The 22,240-nt window shown below is 33.2% G+C and carries 23 protein-coding genes; 5 read left to right on the forward strand and 18 right to left on the reverse strand.

Annotated elements, in window-relative coordinates; all coding sequences use genetic code 11:
- Nucleotides 1-2: 2 nt before the first annotated feature.
- From RN605_RS01630 to RN605_RS01660, 7 genes are all read right to left on the reverse strand, one after another.
- Nucleotides 3-2,393, reverse strand: a complete 2,391-nt coding sequence (locus RN605_RS01630) for a 3-hydroxyacyl-CoA dehydrogenase/enoyl-CoA hydratase family protein (protein ID WP_313321669.1) — start codon at nucleotides 2,391-2,393, stop codon at nucleotides 3-5.
- Nucleotides 2,394-2,411: 18 nt separating this feature from the next.
- Nucleotides 2,412-2,843, reverse strand: a complete 432-nt coding sequence (locus RN605_RS01635; protein ID WP_313321670.1) for a MarR family winged helix-turn-helix transcriptional regulator — start codon at nucleotides 2,841-2,843, stop codon at nucleotides 2,412-2,414.
- Between the two features lie 308 nt (nucleotides 2,844-3,151).
- Nucleotides 3,152-3,562, reverse strand: coding sequence for an OsmC family peroxiredoxin (locus RN605_RS01640; protein ID WP_313325775.1), 411 nt, complete (start codon nucleotides 3,560-3,562; stop codon nucleotides 3,152-3,154).
- 146 nt (nucleotides 3,563-3,708) lie between these two features.
- Entirely contained in the window at nucleotides 3,709-4,095 is a 387-nt protein-coding gene (locus tag RN605_RS01645) for a hypothetical protein (protein WP_313321671.1), read from the reverse strand.
- A 128-nt stretch (nucleotides 4,096-4,223) separates the two neighbouring features.
- Nucleotides 4,224-5,294 (reverse strand): proline iminopeptidase-family hydrolase, encoded by a 1,071-nt coding sequence (locus RN605_RS01650; protein WP_313321672.1) that lies wholly within the window; start codon nucleotides 5,292-5,294, stop codon nucleotides 4,224-4,226.
- A gap of 195 nt (nucleotides 5,295-5,489) precedes the next feature.
- On the reverse strand, nucleotides 5,490-6,263 hold the full coding sequence (locus RN605_RS01655; protein ID WP_313321673.1) for a DUF4382 domain-containing protein: 774 nt from the start codon (nucleotides 6,261-6,263) through the stop codon (nucleotides 5,490-5,492).
- 134 nt (nucleotides 6,264-6,397) lie between these two features.
- Complete coding sequence (locus RN605_RS01660; protein ID WP_313321674.1) at nucleotides 6,398-8,176, reverse strand: AMP-dependent synthetase/ligase; 1,779 nt, start codon at nucleotides 8,174-8,176, stop codon at nucleotides 6,398-6,400.
- A 115-nt stretch (nucleotides 8,177-8,291) separates the two neighbouring features.
- Between RN605_RS01660 and RN605_RS01665 the strand changes: the two genes are divergently transcribed.
- Nucleotides 8,292-10,217 carry an LTA synthase family protein gene (locus RN605_RS01665; protein ID WP_313321675.1) on the forward strand — a complete coding sequence of 642 codons (1,926 nt, stop codon included), beginning with the start codon at nucleotides 8,292-8,294 and terminating at the stop codon, nucleotides 10,215-10,217.
- Nucleotides 10,218-10,273: 56 nt separating this feature from the next.
- On the opposite strand, the gene RN605_RS01670 is transcribed toward RN605_RS01665, so the two are convergent.
- Both RN605_RS01670 and RN605_RS01675 read right to left on the reverse strand, forming a co-directional pair.
- The gene (locus RN605_RS01670; RefSeq protein WP_313321676.1) at nucleotides 10,274-10,954 is read right to left on the reverse strand and encodes a hypothetical protein; all 681 of its coding nucleotides are present in this window, start codon (nucleotides 10,952-10,954) and stop codon (nucleotides 10,274-10,276) included.
- A gap of 98 nt (nucleotides 10,955-11,052) precedes the next feature.
- Complete coding sequence (locus RN605_RS01675) at nucleotides 11,053-11,742, reverse strand: DUF4919 domain-containing protein (RefSeq protein WP_313321677.1); 690 nt, start codon at nucleotides 11,740-11,742, stop codon at nucleotides 11,053-11,055.
- Between the two features lie 115 nt (nucleotides 11,743-11,857).
- Between RN605_RS01675 and RN605_RS01680 the strand changes: the two genes are divergently transcribed.
- A complete protein-coding gene (locus tag RN605_RS01680) occupies nucleotides 11,858-12,022 on the forward strand; it encodes a hypothetical protein (protein WP_313321678.1) in 165 nt (54 codons plus the stop codon).
- A 200-nt stretch (nucleotides 12,023-12,222) separates the two neighbouring features.
- Here RN605_RS01680 and RN605_RS01685 read toward each other — a convergent pair whose 3' ends face one another.
- Nucleotides 12,223-12,615, reverse strand: a complete 393-nt coding sequence (locus tag RN605_RS01685; RefSeq protein WP_313321679.1) for an SRPBCC family protein — start codon at nucleotides 12,613-12,615, stop codon at nucleotides 12,223-12,225.
- 13 nt (nucleotides 12,616-12,628) lie between these two features.
- A complete protein-coding gene (pyrE, locus tag RN605_RS01690) occupies nucleotides 12,629-13,270 on the reverse strand; it encodes an orotate phosphoribosyltransferase (protein WP_313321680.1) in 642 nt (213 codons plus the stop codon).
- Between the two features lie 8 nt (nucleotides 13,271-13,278).
- Here pyrE and RN605_RS01695 point away from each other — a divergent pair, with 8 nt between their 5' ends.
- Nucleotides 13,279-13,878 (forward strand): NUDIX hydrolase, encoded by a 600-nt coding sequence (locus RN605_RS01695; RefSeq protein WP_313321681.1) that lies wholly within the window; start codon nucleotides 13,279-13,281, stop codon nucleotides 13,876-13,878.
- A 4-nt stretch (nucleotides 13,879-13,882) separates the two neighbouring features.
- Here RN605_RS01695 and RN605_RS01700 read toward each other — a convergent pair whose 3' ends face one another.
- From RN605_RS01700 to RN605_RS01710, 3 genes are read right to left on the reverse strand one after another with little or no spacing between them, the layout of a single operon-like run.
- Nucleotides 13,883-15,607, reverse strand: a complete 1,725-nt coding sequence (locus tag RN605_RS01700; RefSeq protein WP_313321682.1) for a M14 family zinc carboxypeptidase — start codon at nucleotides 15,605-15,607, stop codon at nucleotides 13,883-13,885.
- On the reverse strand, nucleotides 15,607-16,074 hold the full coding sequence (gene coaD, locus RN605_RS01705; protein ID WP_313321683.1) for a pantetheine-phosphate adenylyltransferase: 468 nt from the start codon (nucleotides 16,072-16,074) through the stop codon (nucleotides 15,607-15,609). Before coaD ends, RN605_RS01700 begins: the two co-directional genes overlap by 1 nt.
- A 3-nt stretch (nucleotides 16,075-16,077) precedes the next feature.
- Nucleotides 16,078-17,052 carry a D-alanine--D-alanine ligase gene (locus RN605_RS01710; RefSeq protein WP_313321684.1) on the reverse strand — a complete coding sequence of 325 codons (975 nt, stop codon included), beginning with the start codon at nucleotides 17,050-17,052 and terminating at the stop codon, nucleotides 16,078-16,080.
- A 146-nt stretch (nucleotides 17,053-17,198) separates the two neighbouring features.
- Between RN605_RS01710 and RN605_RS01715 the strand changes: the two genes are divergently transcribed.
- Both RN605_RS01715 and RN605_RS01720 read left to right on the forward strand, forming a co-directional pair.
- Nucleotides 17,199-17,804 (forward strand): PASTA domain-containing protein, encoded by a 606-nt coding sequence (locus RN605_RS01715; RefSeq protein WP_313321685.1) that lies wholly within the window; start codon nucleotides 17,199-17,201, stop codon nucleotides 17,802-17,804.
- Nucleotides 17,794-18,843: an RluA family pseudouridine synthase gene (locus RN605_RS01720; RefSeq protein ID WP_313321686.1), complete on the forward strand. Its 1,050-nt coding sequence runs from the start codon at nucleotides 17,794-17,796 to the stop codon at nucleotides 18,841-18,843. The genes RN605_RS01715 and RN605_RS01720 overlap by 11 nt, the downstream gene beginning before the upstream one ends.
- Nucleotide 18,844: 1 nt before the next feature.
- Here RN605_RS01720 and lgt read toward each other — a convergent pair whose 3' ends face one another.
- Genes lgt through folE form a run of 4 tightly spaced genes read right to left on the reverse strand, consistent with a single transcriptional unit; the run spans nucleotide 18,845 to nucleotide 22,209 of the window.
- The gene (gene lgt / locus RN605_RS01725; RefSeq protein WP_313321687.1) at nucleotides 18,845-19,756 is read right to left on the reverse strand and encodes a prolipoprotein diacylglyceryl transferase; all 912 of its coding nucleotides are present in this window, start codon (nucleotides 19,754-19,756) and stop codon (nucleotides 18,845-18,847) included.
- Nucleotides 19,757-19,793: 37 nt separating this feature from the next.
- Nucleotides 19,794-20,039: a membrane protein insertion efficiency factor YidD gene (yidD, locus tag RN605_RS01730; protein WP_313321688.1), complete on the reverse strand. Its 246-nt coding sequence runs from the start codon at nucleotides 20,037-20,039 to the stop codon at nucleotides 19,794-19,796.
- Between the two features lie 7 nt (nucleotides 20,040-20,046).
- Nucleotides 20,047-21,528 carry a cysteine--tRNA ligase gene (gene cysS, locus RN605_RS01735; protein ID WP_313321689.1) on the reverse strand — a complete coding sequence of 494 codons (1,482 nt, stop codon included), beginning with the start codon at nucleotides 21,526-21,528 and terminating at the stop codon, nucleotides 20,047-20,049.
- A gap of 9 nt (nucleotides 21,529-21,537) precedes the next feature.
- Entirely contained in the window at nucleotides 21,538-22,209 is a 672-nt protein-coding gene (folE, locus tag RN605_RS01740) for a GTP cyclohydrolase I FolE (RefSeq protein ID WP_313321690.1), read from the reverse strand.
- Between the last annotated feature and the right edge of the window lie 31 nt (nucleotides 22,210-22,240).

Below are 22,240 nucleotides of genomic sequence, written 5' to 3' on the forward strand. Positions count from 1 at the left end.
AATTAGTTTCTTAATGGTTTTCCTTTGGTTAACATAAATTGGATGCGTTCCAATGTTTTTCTTTCTGTACAAAGTGATAAAAATGCTTCTCTTTCGATATCTAATAAGTATTGTTCGCTTACTAAAGTTGGTTCTGATAAATCTCCACCAGCCATAACGTAAGCTAATTTGTTGGCTATCTTTTTGTCGTGTTCAGAGATGTATTTACCAGCTTCCATTTGGTCGGTTCCTACTAAGAACATTCCTAGAGCTTGTTTTCCGAGCACTTTTACGTCAGTTCTACGGATTGGTTGCGTATATCCAGCTTCAGCCATCAATAAGGCATGTTTTTTAGCTTCTGCAATCTGTCTGTCTTTGTTGACTACCACAATGTCTTTTCCTTTTTGTAAAATTCCTAAATCAAAGGCTTCATAAGCAGAAGTAGATACTTTCGCCATGGCTACCGTTAAGAAATATTCTTGTAATACGTTTAATTCTACATCATTTTTACGGAATAAATCAGAAGCACGAAGCGTCATTTCTTTAGAACCACCACCGCCAGGAATTACCCCAACACCAAATTCGACTAAGCCAATGTAGCTTTCGGCTGCGGCAACTACTTTATCAGCATGTAGCGTCATTTCGCATCCACCGCCAAGTGTCATTCCGTGTGGTGCAACAACTACTGGAATTGAAGAGTAGCGCACACGCATCATGGTATCTTGGAACATTTTGATGGCCATATTCAATTCATCGTATTCCTGCTCTACAGCCATCATGAATATCATACCGATGTTGGCTCCAACAGAGAAATTAGCAGCTTGGTTTCCGATTACTAAACCGTTGTATTCTTTTTCGGCAAGGTCTATGGCTTTATTGATGCCTGCTAAAACATCACCGCCAATAGTATTCATTTTTGATTTAAATTCTAAATTAAGGATTCCATCACCTAAATGTTCGATAACTGTACCGCTGTTACTCCATACTTTTTGAGTTTCACGGATGTTGTTAAGAATAATGAAACTATCTTGTCCGGGTACTTTAACCTGTGCTTTATTAGGAATAGAGTAGAAGTAGGTATTGCCTTCTTTTACAGTATAAAACGAAGTATTACCTGAAGCAATCATTTCTCCAATCCAAGCCGCAGGTTTTAATCCTTCGGCATCCATTAATTCTATTCCTTTTTGAACACCAATGGCATCCCATATTTCAAATGGTCCGTTTTCCCAACCGAAACCAGCTTTCATAGCATCATCTATCTTGTAGAAGTCATCGGTTATTTCAGGAACACGATTGGAAACGTAGGCAAACATTGCAGCGAAGTTCTTTCTGTAAAATTCTCCAGCTTTGTCTTTTCCTTTTACTAATACCTTGAATCGGTCAATAGGTTTGTCAATAGTTTTAGTTAATTCGAGTGTGGCAAAGGATGCTCTTTTATTTGCTCTGTATTCTAATGAGTTTAAGTCTAAAGTTAAGATTTCTTTGCCTACTTTTTTATAGAAACCTTGTCCCGTTTTACTTCCTAGCCATTTGTTTTCCATCATCTTATTGATGAAATCAGGAAGTTTAAACAATTCATGTGCTTCATCATTTGGACAGTTGTCATAAATACCATTGGCAACATGAACTAAAGTATCCAATCCAACCACATCAACCGTTCTAAAAGTAGCTGACTTTGGACGACCAATAACCGGACCGGTTAATTTATCTACTTCTTCAACCGTTAAATCCATTTCTTTTACCAAATGGAAAAGGCTTTGAATACCGAAGATACCAATACGGTTACCAATAAAAGCAGGAGTATCTTTTGCGATAACGGATGTTTTGCCTAAAAACTTACTACCATAATCAAACAAGAAATCAAGAACTTCTTGTGATGTTTTTGGTCCAGGAATGATTTCAAACAGCTTTAAATAACGCGCAGGATTGAAGAAGTGTGTACCACAGAAATGCTGTTGGAAGTCATCGCTACGACCTTCACTCATAAAATGAATTGGAATACCAGATGTGTTTGAAGTAACTAAAGTTCCGGGTTTTCTATATTTATCTATTTGTTCGAATACCAGCTTTTTGATGTCTAAACGTTCAACAACCACTTCGATTACCCAATCATAATTGCCAATTTTTGACATATCATCTGTGGTATTTCCGGTAGTTATTCTGGAAGCAAACTTTTGATTGTATATTGGAGAAGGATTCGATTTGAGTGCATTGGCTAAATGGTCATTAACCAAACGATTGCGAACTGCTTTGCTCTCTAACGTTAATCCTTTCTTTTCTTCGGTTTCGGTTAAAGCGTTTGGAATAATATCCAAAAGCAAAACTTCTAATCCGATGTTAGCAAAATGGCAGGCAATACCAGAACCCATTATTCCGGAACCTATTACTGCTACCTTTTTTATTACTCTTTTCATGATTGTGTTGGTTGTTTTTTAAAATATCTTCTTTTCTGTGATTAATTCGTTGATAGTGTCTGCTACTTCAATAAAGTGTATTAGTTTCTCTTCTGAGATGTTGTTCTTTACTACTTCATTAAATTTTAGTACTGTTATTTTAGATTGTTCACGCATTTGTTTACCTAAATCGGTGAGGTATATTAGAACACCACGACCATCGTCTGGGTTTTTTTTGCGAATAATCAAACCTTTGTCTTCTAAGGTTTTTAAAGTTCTGGTTAGGCTGGTTGGCTCCATTCCCATGCGGTTGCTAATGTAGCTTGAAGGTGTTCCTTCTTCTTTATCAATACTTAATAAAGCAAACCCAATGGCCATTGAGCCATCAAATTTAGAAGCTTCTTCGTTATACATTCTTGCTACGGCTTGCCAAGTAGCTCGAAGTATGTAGTCAATAGTTTTTTCTTTCATGGCTTAAAATGATTTTCAAAGATAATAAATATTTATTATGCACGCATAATAAATATGTTAAAAAAATATAATTAAATGTTAAGTTATTAATTTTTAAGATAGTTTAATAACATTTAAAAAGTTATTTATAACATTTATTACAAAAAATCAATAGACAATTCTCAATTATTTTATTCATAATGATATAGGAGAAGGCTGAATATGTTCTATCGGATTGATAACGTCATTAGTCAATTGAAAGAGATTTTCGTTAAATAAAAAAAACCACGAGTTAAAGCTCGTGGTTTTTTTTATGATTGTAGAAACTACTAATTTAAGGTATAGTTTACCGTGATTTTTGCAGTTAATAATTTTGAAATAGGACAGTTTGCTTCAGCATCCCTAACCAGTTCTTCAAACTTAGCTTCTGATATTCCGCTAACGGTTGCTTTTAATGTTAAGTTGGATTCTGTTACGGTTCCATCAGCAAGAATAACTTCGCCTTTGGTTTGTAGTTCATCGGCAGCAAAACCTTCCGCTTGAAGATTGAAAGCCAGTTTCATTGTAAAACAGCCAGCATGTGCTGCAGCTATCAATTCTTCAGGATTGGTACCGATACCATCTTCAAAACGAGAGCTAAATGAATATTGAGTAGTAGATAGTACTCCACTTTGTGTTGTTAAATTTCCTTTTCCATCTTTTCCGGTGCCGTTCCAAACAGCAGTAGCGTTTCTTTTCATCATTTATAGATTTTAATTAGTTGCCCATAAATGTACAATTTTTCAATTAGAGTGATGTTAGTATTTTGTTAATAGTATAGCTGCTGTTTTTAACAAAAAAGACTCTTCATTTCTGAAGAGTCTTTTAATATTCAAGAACTGATATTCTATTTCATTTTTCCATTTACCATTCCAACAACAGCACCAATTATAGCACCCATAACTACTGATATCCCGATGTCTAAAAGCATTAAGTTGTAATCTGGAGTTGGTTTCATAGCGTAGTAGAAGAAGTTGTGAACTAACCCCATGAATATTCCAATGACTGCACCTGCTGTTGCACCAGTGGTTAATGTTGAAATGCCTGCCCATTTGGTATAGATGTAAGACATAAACAAACCAAAAGACAAACAGCCTAACGCTATGAAAGGCATGTTTTGAGGATCTTCGCCTCCAAAATTGTCATGGAAAAGCATTCCATAAAAAAGCCAACCTAACAGGTAGTCAACTATTCCACCGACAATACCTGCTACTAAAAAGTTTTTTACATTCATATTAAAAAAGTTTAATTGGTTAATATGTTAAATTTATGGAATTATAAATTTTGCCTAACTTATTAATAATTATATTATTAACTTTTTAACAAACAGGATTGTTAATAACGTAAATGCAATTATTTTAACTATTGTTTGATTTTTCCTTGGTCAACATCTTTTAAAAATTGAATCACTCCAGGGAAGAAATTATTTGGATCATCGTATTGGGCGCAATGACCACCATTGCAAAGGACAAAACTTCCGTTTTTAACTTGCTTAGACATCCATTCCATGTGTTTTGGATCCATAGTGTCGTTTTTTGCACCAACAACCAGTGTTGGAACTGTTATTGTTTTGAGTTTTTCTCTAACATCCCAATCTTTTAAAGTAGCATCTCCGGTAATTCCAAATTCGCTTGGTCCTTGCATATAGATATATACTTCGGGATTTAGATGTTTGAAAGCTCGATTTATAGATTCAGGCCATTGGTCGATTGGCATGTTTACGATATGTTCGGTGTAGTAATGATTCATCAATAACTCCATGTATTTTGGGTTATGGTAATCTTTGTTCTTTTCGAACTCTTTTATTTGTTTAAATACTTCCGGGTCTAATTTAGGCCCGAGAACTTCTTCTGCATACTTGTTGTATTCCTGAGCGCTTGACATCATGTTGGAAATGATTAATCCTTTTAGATTTTGTTGATATTTAAAGGCGTATTCCATTGCCAGAATTCCGCCCCAAGATTGTCCTAATAGATAGAAGTTAGTATTGTCTAATTTTAAAGCTTTGCGCACTTGTTCTACTTCTTCCACAAAACGGTCTATTGTCCAAAGTTTTTTATCAGTAGGTTGATCACTGTAATACGAACCTAATTGATCATAATAAATGTACTCAATGCTTTCCTGAGGAAAATAGCCGTCAAAGTTTTCGAAGAATTCATGAGTTCCACCTGGTCCGCCGTGAAGGAGTAGTATTTTAATAGTTGGGTTGTTACCGACGGTTTTGGTCCAAACATTAAATTTTCCGACTGGTGTTTCAATAGGAATCATTTTTATTCCTCCTGTTTTTTGGTCGTCTCGGTTAGCAAAAGAAAGGTAGTTTTCTTTGACGCTATCTGAATTATTTTCTGTAGCGATTTCTTTTTTTGAATTGTCACCACAACTTAAAAAGAAAAGAGATAGTACAAAAAGGAAATAGGTGATGTTTAATTTCATAATTTATTAGATTTAAATTAGACTTGACACAATCAAAATAAATCTAAATTTAAGCTAATTAAAAATAAGTTGGGACAAATGGCATTAAAAAATGTCCGAAAGGAGTGTTTTAATTATCGAACCTTCAATAGTAAATAAAAAAAGCAAGTTCATCGAGAAATGAACTTGCTTTGTAATCTTATATAAAACTGTTTTCTAAAGCAGCAAAATAGTTCCAACTTCTGTCGTTGCACCTGCTTGTACTACTACATCTGTTTGAATAACAGGTGCGTATGGTAGCTCAGGAGTTATGGTTAAAGTATAACTACCAGCTGGCAACCCAGTAATTTTAAATTCTCCCATGTCATTAACACCGCTTGAATATTCTACACCAGCCATAGAAGTAGCAGTTACTGAAGCTGCAATTCCTAAAACGGATACTGTACCACTAATATTTCCTGAAACGGCAGTTGTAATTGTACGTATAACAGGTTTTAATTTATAGGTTCCGTTACCAGTTTCTATTACAGATTGATAAGCATCAAAATCTAATAAGATTTCATTTTCAATATCAGCAGTAAGTGTTTGATTAACTAATAGTTTTAAACCGCTTTGCTCCGCACTTGGCGTGCTCAAAGGATAGTTTACACCATCAACAGTAATACTGTTATTAGGACCTAAAATCAATCTGATTTGATTAACTCTAGAATCGGTTAAAACACTAGTTGCGATTATAGTATTGATACCATTTGAGAAGTCAAGTAAGTTATAAACTCCGGCAGTGGTATTTAAAACTACAGTTTCTCCATCGCCTCCAGTAACTTCCACAGCTTGCAAATCAATGTTTACTTCATCATAAGCTGCTGGTGCATCCGTCATTCTAACTTTAAAAGGATAAGATCTGGCACTTGCTGAGCTTGAATCATTACTACAGGAATTAAATACTAATAAACCTGTTACAGCAAAAAATGCAAAAATTAATTTTTTCATAACTTTATATTTTTAGATTATTAATAATACAAATTTAGAGCTGACCTCCATAAATTGTGTTACATCAATTTTTTTAATAATTATATAATTATAAGAATTACAAAAAAAGCACCTTATTTATGGTGCTTTTTTGGTTAAGAGTTAGGATAAATCCTTTGGTATAAATCTTTGTAGAGTTCTTTGACTACTTTACGTTTCAGTTTCATAGTAGGAGTTAGATGTCCGCCTTCAACCGACCAAACATCTGGTGTAAGCTCGATTTTTTTAATTTGTTCCCAATGACCAAACTTTTTATTGATAGCTTCAACTTCCTGTTCGATGCGCTCTTTTACTTCGGGATTTGAACTTATTTCTGCATTGGTTTCTCCAACATTTGTATTATGAAGTTTTGCCCATTCTTTTACAAAAGCAAAGTTTGGCTGAATAAATGCAGCAGGCATTTTTTCGCCATCACCAATAACCATAATTTGTTCTACAAAACGAGATTGTTTCATGGCGTTTTCTAATAGCTGTGGTGCAATGTATTTTCCGCCAGAAGTTTTGAACATTTCTTTTTTGCGGTCTGTTATTTTTAAGAAACCGTCTTTATCAACTTCTCCGATATCACCCGTATGGAAATAACCATCAACAATAGCTTCGTTAGTAAGTTTTTCATCTTTATAGTAACCCATCATTACGTTTGGTCCTTTGCAAAGGATTTCGCCGTCTTCGGCAATTTTTACTTCTACGTTTTGAATGATACGACCAGTGGTTCCAATTTTAAAACCATGATTGCGCATATCGTTCACCGAAATAACGGGAGAAGTTTCTGTTAATCCGTAGCCTTCCATGATGTAAATTTCAGCAGCTGCAAATATTCGCAATAAGCGATGTTGCATGGCAGCACTTCCGTTGACAATCAAATCCAATCTTCCGCCTAAACCTTCTTTCCATTTTTTGAAAATAAGTTTGCGTGCAATTTTTAATTGGAACTCATACCACCAACCATTAGCACCGTAAGGTTCGTATTGTGCACCTAATTCTACAGCCCAAAAGAATAGTTTTCTTTTTATCCCTGTTAGTTCTGAACCTTTGGCAATAATCTTTTCATATACTTTTTCGGTAAGTCGTGGTACGCCAGTCATTACTGTTGGACGAACTTCTTTTACATTGTCGCCAATCTTTTCAATGGATTCACCAAAATAGATTGAAACACTATAGTATTGATAGATGTAAGTTACCATTCGCTCATAAATGTGACAAATAGGCAAGAAACTTAAAGCAATGCTTTTTCCTTCGTCAAACGGAATTCGTTCGGCGCTATCCAAGACATTTGAAACAATATTGTTGTGTGATAACATTACTCCTTTTGGTCTACCTGTAGTACCCGATGTGTAAATGATTGTAGCCAGTTCTTCTGGTTTTACATTCTCTTTTCTTTCTTCTACATCTGGTTGATTGCTGTTGTCTTTTCCCAATTCAAGAAGTTCTTTCCAGTTTTTACAACCGTTTATTTCGTTTAACGAATAGACTTCTTTCAAATGGGTTAGATTCTTGCGAACGATGTTTAGTTTTCTTAATACTTCTTCGTCGGAAACGATACAATATTTAGCCTCGCTGTGGTTTAGTATGTATTCATAATCGTCTTCGGAAATGGTTGGATAAATAGGGACGTTTTGCGCTCCAACCTGAAGCACACCAACATCCATTATATGCCATTCGGTTCTGTTATTAGACGATATGATAGCTATTTTATCATTTTTTTGAACGCCCAATCTTAACCATGCTCTTGAAATAGCATTGGCTTTGTCTATATATTCTTGTGTAGAGGTTTTAATCCATTGACCATTTTGTTTGGTCACTAGACATTCCGGCATATTATTTTTTTCTAACTGATAATACGGAAAGTCAAAAAGGCGCTTGATGGCAATCATTTAATCAAATTTTATGCAAATTAAGGATTATTGCAATTAATCACAATATTAATTTAAATTATACTAAAATTACTCTCGAAATATGTAGTTTTGCAATCAGAAAATAATAAAAAGAATGCACAAATTTCCACGTATTAATGAATATAAAGCTTTAGTTTATAGAGTTTTATTAGCGTATGGTTTTTATAGTATCGTCCGAATTTTATTTTTTCTCTATAATGCCAAATTATTAAAAGTAGATACCGCTTCTGATTTTTTTGCCTTATGTTATCACGGAATTGCTTTTGATACCACAAGCATTATTTATACTAACGGGTTGTTTATTTTATTGTCTATTCTTCCTTTAAAAATTAATGCCAAAAAAGGGTTTCAGAAGTTTCTTTTTTACCTTTATTTTGCAACCAATTTATTAGCTTATGCTACTAATTTTATCGATTTTATTTACTATCGATATACTTTTAGCAGAAGTACAAGAGCATCGCTTGATACGCTTGAAAATGAGCAAAATAAAGGATTGTTGTTTTTTAATTTTCTGATTAATTATTGGCATGTATTTTTGTTGTTTTTTATAACAGCAATCCTTTGGGTTATTCTGTATAAACGATACAAGATTAAAGAAGATAAACCTGTTAGTAATCCAAAATATTTTGGTGCCAGTATTGCTGTTTTTTTGATTATAGTAACCTTGTGTATTGGTGGAATTCGTGGCGATTTCAGAAAAAGCACACGACCAATAAATTTGCTTGATGCCAGTCGTTTTGTTACTAATGCTGCGCAAGCCGACTTGGTTCTTAACACACCTTTTGCTATCATCAGAACGTGGAGCACAAATTCGTTTAAGAAAATAGATTTACTTTCAAAAAATGAAGTAGATAGTTTGTTGGTACCGATAAAACACTATGCTAATAATCCGGAAACCAAACCAAATGTTGTAATATTTATTTTAGAGAGTTTTGCTCGTGAATATAACGGAGCTTTCAACAAAAACACTACGATTCCCAATTATGAAGGTTACACACCTTTTGTTGATTCGTTAGCGCAACACAGTTTGATTTTTACGAATGCTTATGCAAATGGCTGGAAATCGATACATGGAGTTTCATCGGTTATTGCTGGAATACCTTCGTTTAAAGATGCGTTTACTTCATCGCCTTATCCTAAGCAAAAGATAGAATCATTGGTTTCTACGCTAAAAAGTGAAGGTTATGATACTTCGTTTTTTCATGGCGCGCCAAATGGTTCTATGGGATTTTTAGGTTTTGGAAACATCCTTGGGTATGACCATTATTACGGAAAAACGGAATACAACAACGATGCCGATTTTGACGGTGTTTGGGGAATTTGGGATGAGCCTTTCTTTCAGTTTTTCAATAAAGAATTGACCAAGAAAAAACAGCCTTTTATGGCTACAATGTTCTCGGTTTCGTCGCATGAACCTTATAGAATTCCTGAAAGGTATGAAGGTAAGTTTCCAAAAGGAAAAGTAAACATCAATCAATGTATAGGTTATACGGATTATGCTTTGAAACAATTTTTTAAATCGGCAGAGAAAGAGTCTTGGTTTAAGAACACTATTTTTGTAATGGTTGCTGACCACGGAAATACTATTGCTTACGATGAATACCGCAAAGAGTTGAACAAAAACACGGTGCCAATTTTATTCTATTCGCCTAATGAAAAGTATGTAGGTGTAAACAATGATTGGGCACAGCAAATTGATATTTATCCAACGTTGCTTGACATGATGGGTTATCAAAAGCCTTTCAGAAGTTGGGGTAGAAGTTTGATTAATGAAAAACAAGTGCCGCCATTTGTAGTTAAGTATTCGGCTAATGTGTTTCAGTATATGAGTGGCGATTATGTTTGTACTTTCGATGGTAAAAAGATAGTGGGTTACTACAGCAAAGACGATAAAAACCTAGAGCATAATCTTATCAAGCAAAAAACTCCTGAAATGGATGTCATTGGGCAACGTTGCATAGCGTTCATTCAGGATTATATGGAACGAATTATCGATAAGCGATTGGAGACTGTGAGGTAGAGAAGTATTTATTTCTTTAGGTAAAATTGTAAAGTATTCTTAAGTTTATTTAATAGTTATAAACCTTTTTCATTACAATCGCTTTCATCCAATTCAAAAGGTTTAATGTTTTTAAACAGTTTGATGTAATCTTCTGTTGGTTCAAAGTTTACAATTTGACCAACTGGAATACATTTTGGGCAAGGAATTTCATCTTTATATTTAAATCCTAACTCTTTCATTGACCAAACTAGTATATCAAAGTGGGATAATGAGTTTGCCATATCTATTTCAAATCTATCATTTTTAATTTTACCATATCTAAGAAAAGCTCCAAGTATAAATGAAACTTTCTTTTTGTTTGATAAAAAAGAACTTCTTTTTAATTTCATTATATAACTACTATAATCAATATCGTCGATTATAAATCCACCATCTTTGTCCTTGTTGATATTATAATATTTATTTAGTCGTTTTGAAAGTGATTTTGAATAAACAGTATTGTATTTTACTTCTAGATCACTTAGGGAATAGTTGTTTTTAATGGAATCAACAAATATTATTTTCAGTTTTTTTTCTGTGCAATAAAAAGAATTAATTCTTGTTGATTCAAAAGGATGTTTTAGAGGAATTTCTCGTCCATTATAATCATCAAACATTCCCAACAAAAAACAATCTATATCTAGTTTAAAGTCTTTTTGAGAAAAAGAAAACTGATAGAGTAAGAGTAGAGTAAAAATAAAAACCTTTATTTTCATAGATAAATTATTAAAACGTTTCAAAGTCTGTAATGATATTAAGGAAATATAAAATTTTTATCGAAACTCAGTTGTCAGTTTTAAAGTTGACTATAAAACTACTTCTCACCAAATGAACTCATAAAACTCTCGGTTAATTTACTAATATCAAAATATAAACCATCCACTTTATATCTTCCTTTTTCGAAGGCTAAATAATCACAATTATTAATTAGAGATTGTGATTTGCTTTCCAAATCAAATCTATTTAATAAGGCGTACTCATGGCTCACAGAGATTACATGAAAAGCTGTTTCGCAAGTTAAACCATCACCAGTACTAAGAATAGTATCCATCAAACCATTAAGATTTAAGGCTACTTTTTTGGATGATACATCATCACCATCTAAGTGATAGAGATACGATAGGAACCCCAGGTATCTAAAATCCAAAGGATATTCCTTTAGTGCTTTTTTTAATAAATCGATGCACTTTTTTACATCTTTAGCGCTTAGATTTTCCTCCTGAAAATATTTCTTGATTTTATCTTCATTTGGAGACCTCATGTATGGGCTATATTCTTTATGAAAGACATAACCATAATAGATGTGCTTGTATTCTTCTTCAGAAATTAAAGTGTCATTTTGAACCAAACGTTGAATAAGTTTAGGATAATAGAGTTGAGAATCCTTATTGTTGATGTTAGACTTTATATCATTATAATTTGGCTTTTCAAATTCTAAACTTTGACTAAAAGAGAAAGAGGTAGCCAATAGTAATAAAAGCAAAAGACTTTTAAATAGTTTCATAAAATGAATTTTATAGATGAATAACGAAAATATAAAATCTAATTTTATAAAAATAGGTTTTTTCTTTTTTTAAATTAAGAATTTATTTTGCTCAATTTGCTGGAATTGTACATACATGCGTTGGAAAGGAACGTACATGAGTTGGAATGCTGCTTCCGTGCGTTGGAACGCTTCTCTTGTTCGTTGGAAGACAAGTTACATGCGTTGGAACGCTGCTGACATGTGTTGGAAAGGCAGACGCATGAGTTGGAAGGCATCATACACGAGTTGGAAAGGATGACACATGAGTTGGAAAGCAAGACGCATGAGTTGGAAAGGGTGACACATGAGTTGGAAAGGGTTACACATGAGTTGGAAGGTAAGGCACATGAATTGTTAGGAAGGCGTAGGCATTGGAAAAGTACCTATATGTAAAAAATCCTTACTCGTGATTGATGAGTAAGGATTAGTAATAAGTATAGTAGTTTATGGAGTAAACAATTATAGTTTATGCATGTTTTGTGCTAAAGTTTCAATAAATTTTGAGATTGGACCTTTGATCATCATGGCCATCATTGGGTTGAATTCGCCTTCAAATTGCAATTGAACAGTACTCGATTTTTCGCTAAGAGTTTCAATATTTGCCGTTAACGTAAAAGGAAGTTTATCGCTTGCTGCTGCCAACACTACTTTGCTGGTAGGAGTTTTGTCTTTCATGCGCAGTTTTATTTCTGGCATTCCTTTTAATCCGAAGTTAAAGATATCATCACCCAATACTTCAAATTTAGCAATGTTATCGGGCATTAGTTTTTCGAAATTTTTAACGTCAGACAAAGCATCAAATAAATGTTGTGATGATTGTTCTACGGTAACTTTTGGGCTTTCTAAATTCATTCTTTTTTAATTATTATTGATTCCAGGTTGAAGGGCTAACTTGCCATTCTTTCAAGGTTTTTAATTCTTTTTCGGTTATATAATTTTTGGCAACAGCCAGTTCAAGCAAGTTACCATAATCGCAAAGCGTATTCAGGTCAACATTGGCTTTCTTAAAGTTATCTTTTGACACATCAAACCCATAAGTAAAAATAGCAACCATTCCTTTTACGTGTGCACCAGCTTCTTTCAAAGCTTCTACTGCCATCAAACTGCTGTTTCCAGTACTGATTAAATCTTCAACCACAACCACATTTTGACCACTTTGTAAAAAGCCTTCTACTTGGTTTTGTCTACCGTGTTTCTTAGGTTCTGGTCTAACATATACAAAAGGTAACCCCATGTATTCGGCAACAAGCATGCCAATTCCAATAGCGCCAGTTGCAACACCAGCAATAACATCGGGTTTTCCAAATTCTTTTTCAATATGCTTCGAAAATTCCTCGCGAACAAAATTTCGAATCGCTGGAAATGAGAGAATTAGACGGTTATCACAATAAATTGGCGATTTCCATCCAGAAGCCCATGTAAAAGGATTTTTTGGATTCAATTTAATTGCATTTATTTGTAAAAGCAATTCGGCTGTTTTTTCGGCTGTATCTTTATTAAAAATCATAGTTACAAATGTATAAAGTTTTTGTCAACGATAAACCACTTTTTTTAACTAATAAGGTAGAGAAAGAAACCGATTTTCAGCTATTCCTACTGGAAAGTGTTGATATTGAACAACTCATCATCAAGATGTATCAAAATAAAATTCAGAAAGCGAATTTATATTTTCCTGATGAAAAAGCCATTCTTAAAAAACTTAAAGAAAAAATACCAGTTGTAAAAGCTGGTGGCGGATTAGTTTACAATCAAAAAGGTGAAGTTTTATTCATAAAACGCAATGGTAAATGGGATTTGCCTAAAGGAGGAAAAGACAAAGGCGAAAAAATGCAAGAAACCGCCATGCGTGAAGTAGAAGAGGAAACAGGCGTAAACGGATTGATTGTTACCAAGAAACTTCAAAAAACCTACCATGTTTTTCAGCGCAATGGCAAGTATAAATTGAAAGTTACCCATTGGTTTGAGATGAAAACCAACTTCAAAGGAAAAACCAATCCGCAAAAGGAGGAAGGCATTAAAAAAGCTGTTTGGTTAAATCAGGAGGAAATAAAAGAAGCCATGAATAACTCCTATGAAAACATCAAATTGCTATTTGTAGAGGAAAATATGTTATGATATTTTACTTTACAATACGATAGATAGGATACTGTAAATGAGCTTTTTCGTAATAAATTGAGTTTTTGTAAACCCAATCTAATTGCGCATCAGGATTATCAGCAAAAGCTTTATCTTCTTTTATTTTTTGTTCCAATTGAGCTCGCAGTTCTGGATGTTCATTTAAATATTCGTTAGCCAAATCTTCAAAAACATAAGCCGAATAACCTTCTTTTTGTTGCAAAATGGTATCAAAGAAGTTCCAGTTAAAGAAACTATCAATAGCTTCTGGTTCTAAAGTTTCTAGCAAATATTTTACTCCCAATTGGTCGGTTTTTATCAAATAATCGCCTTTATTGAATGCTACAGTTTTATTCGTTGAAGCAACTTTTGTATTGCTATGCGGATAATGACCTTCATAAGCATTTTTTGCAGTGTTATAATCCACAATTTTATAACTTTCAACATCAATCAATGTATCTTGATGTAATCTAGAGTATTCAATTTTATTATGTTTTAGCAAATCAATTATTTTCCATTGTCCTTGTGGAATAACATAGGCTAAAGGGATTTTAATTTCTTTCGTTGGTTTATAGGTGCCATAAAAGTTAATCAGTTTAGAATAAGGTTTGCTTCTGTCATAAAACAAACGTTTACCTGTAGTAACATCACTCTTTTTATAACTGCCATCAAATCCTAGAAACGTTATCTTTTCCACATTGCTGCTATCAATTTTCCATTGAATAGGATAGTAGTTATTTGCTTCGTATTGCTCTTTATTTTGAATGCGTAAGTTTTTTATTTTCTCCCAATTTTTATCGGCATATTCAATAGTAGAAACCATAAAATCATAAGTTACTTTTACACGCTCGTTATACGGTTTGAGCATGTGCGTTTCTACAACATATCCAATTGTATTAAATAATGAAGTATAACCCGTTGCGTATCGCGGTGTATCGCTAAATTGAGCAAAACCATCGGCTGGTGTTCCACTCCAAACGTTTACATAAGGCGTGCTTTCTACTTTTTTATCTTTTAAATCATTAACAATTGCAGGTGTCATTTCGGTTTTTACAAAATTACCCAAAACATTTCCTAATCGTTTAGGTTCAGTCATGATGTAGGTAAGCTTGTATTGATAATCGGCACCATTACTTACATGATTGTCGATAAAAATATCAGGACTGAAAAAAGCATGAAAAGTTTGTGCAAAAGCCATGGTGTTTTTGGTGTCAGCTTTTATAAAATCGCGATTTAAGTCAAAATTGCGCGCATTTCCACGAAAGCCATATTCTTCAGGACCATTTTGATTGACACGTGAAGTGGAATTTCTATTCAGTAAACCGCCAATATTATAAACAGGAATTGTGATGATGACTACATTTTTGGGAACTTTAATCTTTTTGTATGCTAAATCACGAAACAATTGCATAGTAGCATCAATTCCATCAGGTTCACCTGCATGAATTCCGTTGTTGATTAATACGAAGGCTTTCTCGGGTTTGAAATCATAATCAAAACGTTTATCCGCATTGAAAATATATACTCGTAAAGGTTCGCCACTATCAGTAAAACCAAAATTGAGTCCTTGAATAGTTTCAAATTCTAAATCGAGTTTTTCATAAAAATCTAAAATCTCTTGATAGTTGGCCGTTTGATTACCATTTCCTTTTTCAAAGAAAGTAGGATGGGAGTTTTTTTGAGCAAATGAAATACTAAAAAGAAAAAAAAGCAGAAAAACGTACTTCATTATTTATGCTTTTTTACCCTAACCGAATCTGGAACTAACACAGTATAATCGCCGTTATTTCTAATCACATCGCGAACAATGCTTGAACTGATATAAGATGTTCTGGAAGCAGTTAGAAGAAACACAGTTTCTATTTTGGATAATTTACGGTTGGTATGTGCAATGGCTTTTTCAAATTCAAAGTCGGCTGGGTTACGCAAACCACGAAGTATAAATTGCGCGTCAAGTTTTCGGCATAAATCAATGGTTAAACCTTCATAAGTAATCACTTTTACTTTAGGTTCATCCTTAAAAGCATCTTCAATAAAATGTTTTCGCTCATCAAGAGAAAACATATATTTTTTATCCGCATTAATACCAATAGCAACAATTACTTCATCAAAAAGCGAAACGCCTCTTTGTATAATATCAAAATGTCCCAATGTAATTGGGTCAAACGATCCTGGAAAAACTGCTTTTCTGTTCATCTTTTACTTCTTTAAAGCTAACTCAATAGCATTGGTAAATAATTCTTCTAATGAAATTCCTGCTTCACGTGCTTGCTGCGGAATTAAACTTTCGGTTGTCAAACCTGGAATGGTATTCATTTCTAGCATAAATGGTTCGCCATTAACTAAAATAAATTCACTTCGTGAGAAACCAGTCATTTTTAATATTTCATAAGATTTCTTAGCAACTACTCTTACTTTATTGGCAATTTCTTCAGAAATTCTTGCTGGGGTTATTTCTTGAGATTTTCCTAAATATTTTGCTTCGTAGTCAAAGAAATCATTCTCTGAAACGATTTCAGTAATTGGTAAAACCGTTACCTTGCCTTTGTAATTAATTACTCCAACAGAAACTTCTGTTCCGTCAAGAAAGCTTTCAATAATGATTTCGTTGTCTTCCTTATAAGCATTGACAATAGCAATAGCTAATTCGTCTTTAGTTTTTACTTTCGAAATCCCAAAACTAGAACCTGATTTGTTTGGCTTAACAAAACAAGGTAAACCTACTTTTTCTAAAATTTCCTCTTCATTAATCTCATCACCTTGATTCAAATAATACGAGGTAGCCGATTTGATTCCATATGGTTTTAAAACCGAAAGTAAATCACGTTTATTAAAGGTCAATGCTGCTTGATAATAATTACAAGAAGTTTGCGGAAGGTTTAATAATTCAAAATATGCCTGCATTAAACCATCTTCACCTGGTGTTCCATGAATAGCATTGAATACTGCATCGAAAGTTATTTTAGAACCATTTACGGTTACTGAGAAATCATTTTTATCAATTGGAAATTCATTGTCGTTATCATCTACATAAACCCATTTTTCAGTAAAAATATGAACTCGATATCCTTTGTATTTTGATTGATCAAGATTGTTATAAACTACGTTTCCACTTTTAAGTGAAATTTCATACTCGCTAGAGTAACCACCCATAATAATGGCAATGTGTTTCATGTTGTTTATTGGTTTTAGTAGGTTTTAAATTAATGGTGATGAAACGACTTATAATTTTTAAAAAGAATAAGCTTAAACAAAATTATCATTTTTTTTCAAACCATATACCTTGTATCTTTTATATATTTGCGTAAATAAAAAATTATATGAGTTTCAGAAAATATATCACCAGTAAAGTCTTTTTTACTCAAGTGTTAATTGCCTTAGGAATTGTTGCTGCCGTATCGTATGCTTTTTTTCATTGGATAACGTTTGCTACTAATCATGGCGAAGAAATTCCGGTGCCAAATTTGGCAAAATTAAGTGCAGAACAAGCAGAAGAACGATTAGCAGAATTAGATTTGGACTATATTATTTTGGATACAGTAGATTATAATCCAGATTTTCCTAAACTTACCATTGTTGATCAAGATCCAAAACCAGGAAGAAAAGTAAAAGCGGGAAGAAAGATTTATTTAAAAATAAATGCCGAAAAGTTTACTATGGTTACTGTTCCTGATTTGATTGAAAAAACATACCGTCAAGCAGTACCAACTTTAAATGCTGTTGGACTCAACGAAGGAACTATTACATACAAACCTTATTTAGGAAAAGATATGGTTTTGGAAATGCAGTTTAATGGTAAAAAATTAAAACCTGGCGATAAAGTGTTGAAATCTTCTAAAATTGATTTAGTTCTTGGTGATGGAAAAGTAGTTTTTGATGCTTCTGAATTAGATACCTTAAAAGTCGATACACCAGATGCTGAATAACCCAAATAATAACATCGACGATTCAGATTTTGAAGAAGAATTTTTTGAACACCACCGATTTGTTTCTCCCAAAGGACAATCGCTGTTGCGTGTTGATAAATTTTTGATGCAATTGATTGAAAATGCTACACGAAATAAGATTCAACAAGCGGCAACTGATGGAAAGATTTGGGTAAATGATGTGCCTGTAAAATCAAATTATAAAGTAAAACCATTTGATGTGGTTCGAGTGATGTTATCACATCCGCCATTTGAAAATCATATTATTCCCGAAAATATTCCACTTGATATTGTATATGAAGACGAAGCTTTGTTGGTTATAAATAAACCTGCAGGTTTGGTGGTTCATCCTGGTCATGGAAATTATACAGGAACTTTAGTGAATGCTTTGGCTTATCATTTTGATAATCTTCCAATGAATTCTAGTGAAAGACCTGGTTTGGTTCACAGAATAGATAAAAATACTTCTGGACTTTTAGTAGTTGCCAAAACAGAAGCAGCTATGACGCATTTGGCGAAGCAATTTGAAGATAAAACCTCTGAACGCGAATACATTGCTTTAGTTTGGGGAAATATCAAAGAAGACGAAGGAACAATTGAAGGAAATATTGCTCGTCACGTAAAAGACAGAATGCAAATGGCGGTTTTTACAGATGGCGAAACAGGAAAACCTGCTGTTACTCATTATAAAGTTTTAGAACGATTTGGTTATGTAACTTTGGTTTCCTGTAAGCTGGAAACAGGAAGAACGCACCAAATTCGTGTTCATATGAAATATATTGGTCATACGTTGTTCAATGATGAACGCTATGGCGGAAATTTGATTTTAAAAGGAACAACTTTTACCAAATACAAGCAGTTTATTGATAATTGTTTTAAAACTTTACCTAGACAAGCACTTCATGCAAAAACATTAGGATTCGAACATCCAACAACTAAAGAATTTATGTCTTTCGATACCGAAATACCACAAGATATGACAGAATGTATCGAAAAATGGCGTAATTATTCTAAATCACACACGGCAGAAGAAGAATAGTTTATAAACCTTTTATAGGTTTTTCGGCCATGAAAACATAGAATAATCCAACAAGAATAAAAGGAATACTTAGCCATTGTCCGGTTGATAATAATCCAAAAGTTTTTTCAATTCCGCCTTGGCTTTCTTTTACATATTCTACCACAAAACGAACTGACCATAAAAGAATTAAGAAGTAGCCAAAAATTAAACCATGTTTTTCTGCAGTTCTGGTTTTCCAATACAAAAAGAAAAGAATTAAGAACACAAATACATAGCAAATAGCTTCATACAATTGTGCAGGATAACGATAAGGTACATTTGCTAACAATTGAGAAAATTGAGGATTATTTTGAATGGCAGCATAGGCATCATTAACATTTTGAATGCCAGTTAACCTTACAGCATCAGCAGCAGAATAAAAATCTCTAACAAATTTAATTCCATAGGTTGAATCCGTAACTTTTCCGATTATTTCAGAATTAAAAAAGTTTCCTAATCGAACAAATACAGCACCACATGCAACTGGAATTACAACTCTGTCTAACATCCAAAGCATTCGTCTGTGAACCACTTTTTTACTATAATAATAAATAGCTATAATTATGGCAATTGCTGCTCCATGACTTGCTAAACCTCTGAAACCAGTAAATTCAATTCCGTTTTCGAATTTAAAAGGAAGTAAAATTTCTGATGGATGATTTCTGAAATATTCCCAATCGTAAAAGAAAACATGACCCAATCGGGCACCAAGAAGTGTAGCAATTACTGTCCAAATGAATAAAGTGTCTAATTTGTCTAACGATTCACCTTCTCTTTGATAAATGTGTTTCATGATGTACCAACCTAAACCAAAGGCAACTACAAACATTAAACTGTAAAAACGTATTATAAAAAAACCTAAATCAATTCCTTCGGTTGGATTCCAAATCATAATATTCTTTTTATTGCTTCAAAAATAGGGATAATTATTAATTGCTTTTGGTTTTTTTTTGAGGAACTGGATCATAACCTGATTTTCCCCAAGGATGACAACTCAGAATGCGTTTTATTCCAAGATAATTTCCATAAACAAACCCATGAACATTTAAAGCTTCTATGTAATAGTGAGAACAAGTAGGTTCAAATCTACACGTTGCTGGAAAAAAAGGAGAAATTGCCGATTGATAAAAACGGATTAATAATAGAAATGGCGCTATTAAAATCTTTTTTATCATTATTAATTTATAAACTGAATGTTGTTCCTTCTTTTCCGTCTTTTAATTGTATTCCAAGCTCTAACAAATTATCTCTAATTTGATCAGATAAAGCAAAATTTTTGTTAGCTCTAGCTTCGTTTCTCATCCCAATAAGCATTTCAATAACACCAGATAATTTTTCGGAACTATTGCTAGAAATCATTTCATTTTTAAGTCCTAAAATATCAAATAGAAATGCATTTAGTGTCGATTTTAATTCGTTTAAATCTTCACTTGTTATGGTTTCTTTCTTTTCGATAAGTAGGTTTACAAAACGAACACTTTCAAATAGTTGTGCAATTAAAATCGGTGTATTAAAATCGTCATTCATGGCGTCGTAACAACTCTTTTTCCATGAAGTTATATCAATAGTTGATTGAGATTGAGGCACAATTGCATCTAAATTTTTCACTGCTTCCATCAATCTATTGAAGCCTTTTTCGCTTGCCATCATGGCATCATTTGAAATATCCAAAATACTTCTGTAATGCGCTTGAAGAAAACAAAAACGAACAATATTCGGGCTAAAAGCTTTTTCAAAGAAAGTGTTTTCACCGTTGATTAATTCAATTGGTAAAATATAATTTCCAGTTGATTTGCTCATGCGTTGTCCATTCATAGTCAACATATTAGCATGCATCCAATATTTTACTGGAGTTTTTCCTGTGCTGGCTTTTCCTTGTGCAATTTCACATTCGTGATGCGGAAATTTTAAATCCATTCCACCGCCATGAATATCAAAATGTTCTCCAAGATATTTAGTACTCATTGCAGTACATTCTAAATGCCAACCTGGAAAACCTTCGCTCCAAGGCGAATTCCAACGCATAATGTGAGCTGGTGAAGCTTTTTTCCAAAGTGCAAAATCTTGAGGATTTCTTTTTTCGTTTTGTCCGTCTAAATCACGAGTGTTTTGAAGAAGTTCTTCAATATTTCTATTGCTTAATTCACCGTAATTCAATCCTTTTTTATTGTAAGCTAGAACATCAAAATAGACTGAGCCATTACTTTCATAAGCAAAACCATCTTTAATTAGTTTTTCGGTTAGTTCTATTTGTTCTAAAATGTGTCCAGTTGCTGTTGGTTCAATGCTTGGTGGAAGAAAATTGAATAAATCCAACACTTTGTGGAAGTAAACAGTATATTTTTGAACCACTTCCATTGGTTCTAATTTTTCCAAACGTGTTTGTTTCACAAAACGGTCGTTATCTACATTTCCGTCATCAGTTAAATGACCAGCATCGGTAATATTTCTAACATAACGAACATTATATTCTAAATGTTTAAAATATCTAAAAATCATATCAAACGACATAAATGTTCTTACGTTTCCTAAGTGAACATTACTGTAAACCGTTGGACCGCAAACATACATTCCAATAGTTCCTTCATGAATTGGAGTGAAATTTTCTTTTTCTCCTGAAAGAGAATTATATAATTTAATATTTTGGTTTTTATATAGCTGCATGTCTGAAAATTAAAAAGAAGTATCTAGTTTGATGTAGTCTAAAAATTCACGTTTTGTGTTTTCATCTTTGAATTTTCCTCCAAATTCTGAAGTAACGGTACTACTTTCAATATCACGAATTCCTCTTGAATTCACGCATAAATGTTTTGCGTCAATAACACAAGCAACATCTGGAGTATTTAATACTTTTTGCAATTCTTGAACAATTTGCATAGTTAAACGCTCTTGAACTTGAGGTCTTTTAGCAAAATAGTCAACAATTCTATTCATTTTAGAAAGGCCAACTACTTTTCCGCTAGATATATAAGCAATGTGCGCTTTCCCAACTATTGGTAGTAAATGATGTTCACAAGTTGAATATAGAGTAATGTTTTTTTCAACTAACATTTCTCCGTATTTGTAGTTATTTTCAAAAGTGGATGAACTTGGTTTTTTATTAGGATTTAAACCGCCAAAAATTTCTTTAACAAACATTTTTGCAACACGATTTGGTGTTCCTTTAATACTATCGTCAGTTAAATCCATACCTAGTGTTTTCAGTATGCTTTCAACATCTTTTTTTATCAATTCAATTTTTTGATCATCAGAAATTTCGAAAGCATCAACTCTCAGAGGATTAGTTGCATTTGTGGCAATATGATTCTCACCAATTTCATCCTCAAATTCTTTATTCTTTTTCATCAATAGCAATATTTATGAAGTTTTTTTTATA

Origin of the sequence: Flavobacterium sp. PMTSA4, from assembly GCF_032098525.1 — a bacterium.
GTDB classification, from domain to species: domain Bacteria; phylum Bacteroidota; class Bacteroidia; order Flavobacteriales; family Flavobacteriaceae; genus Flavobacterium; species Flavobacterium capsici.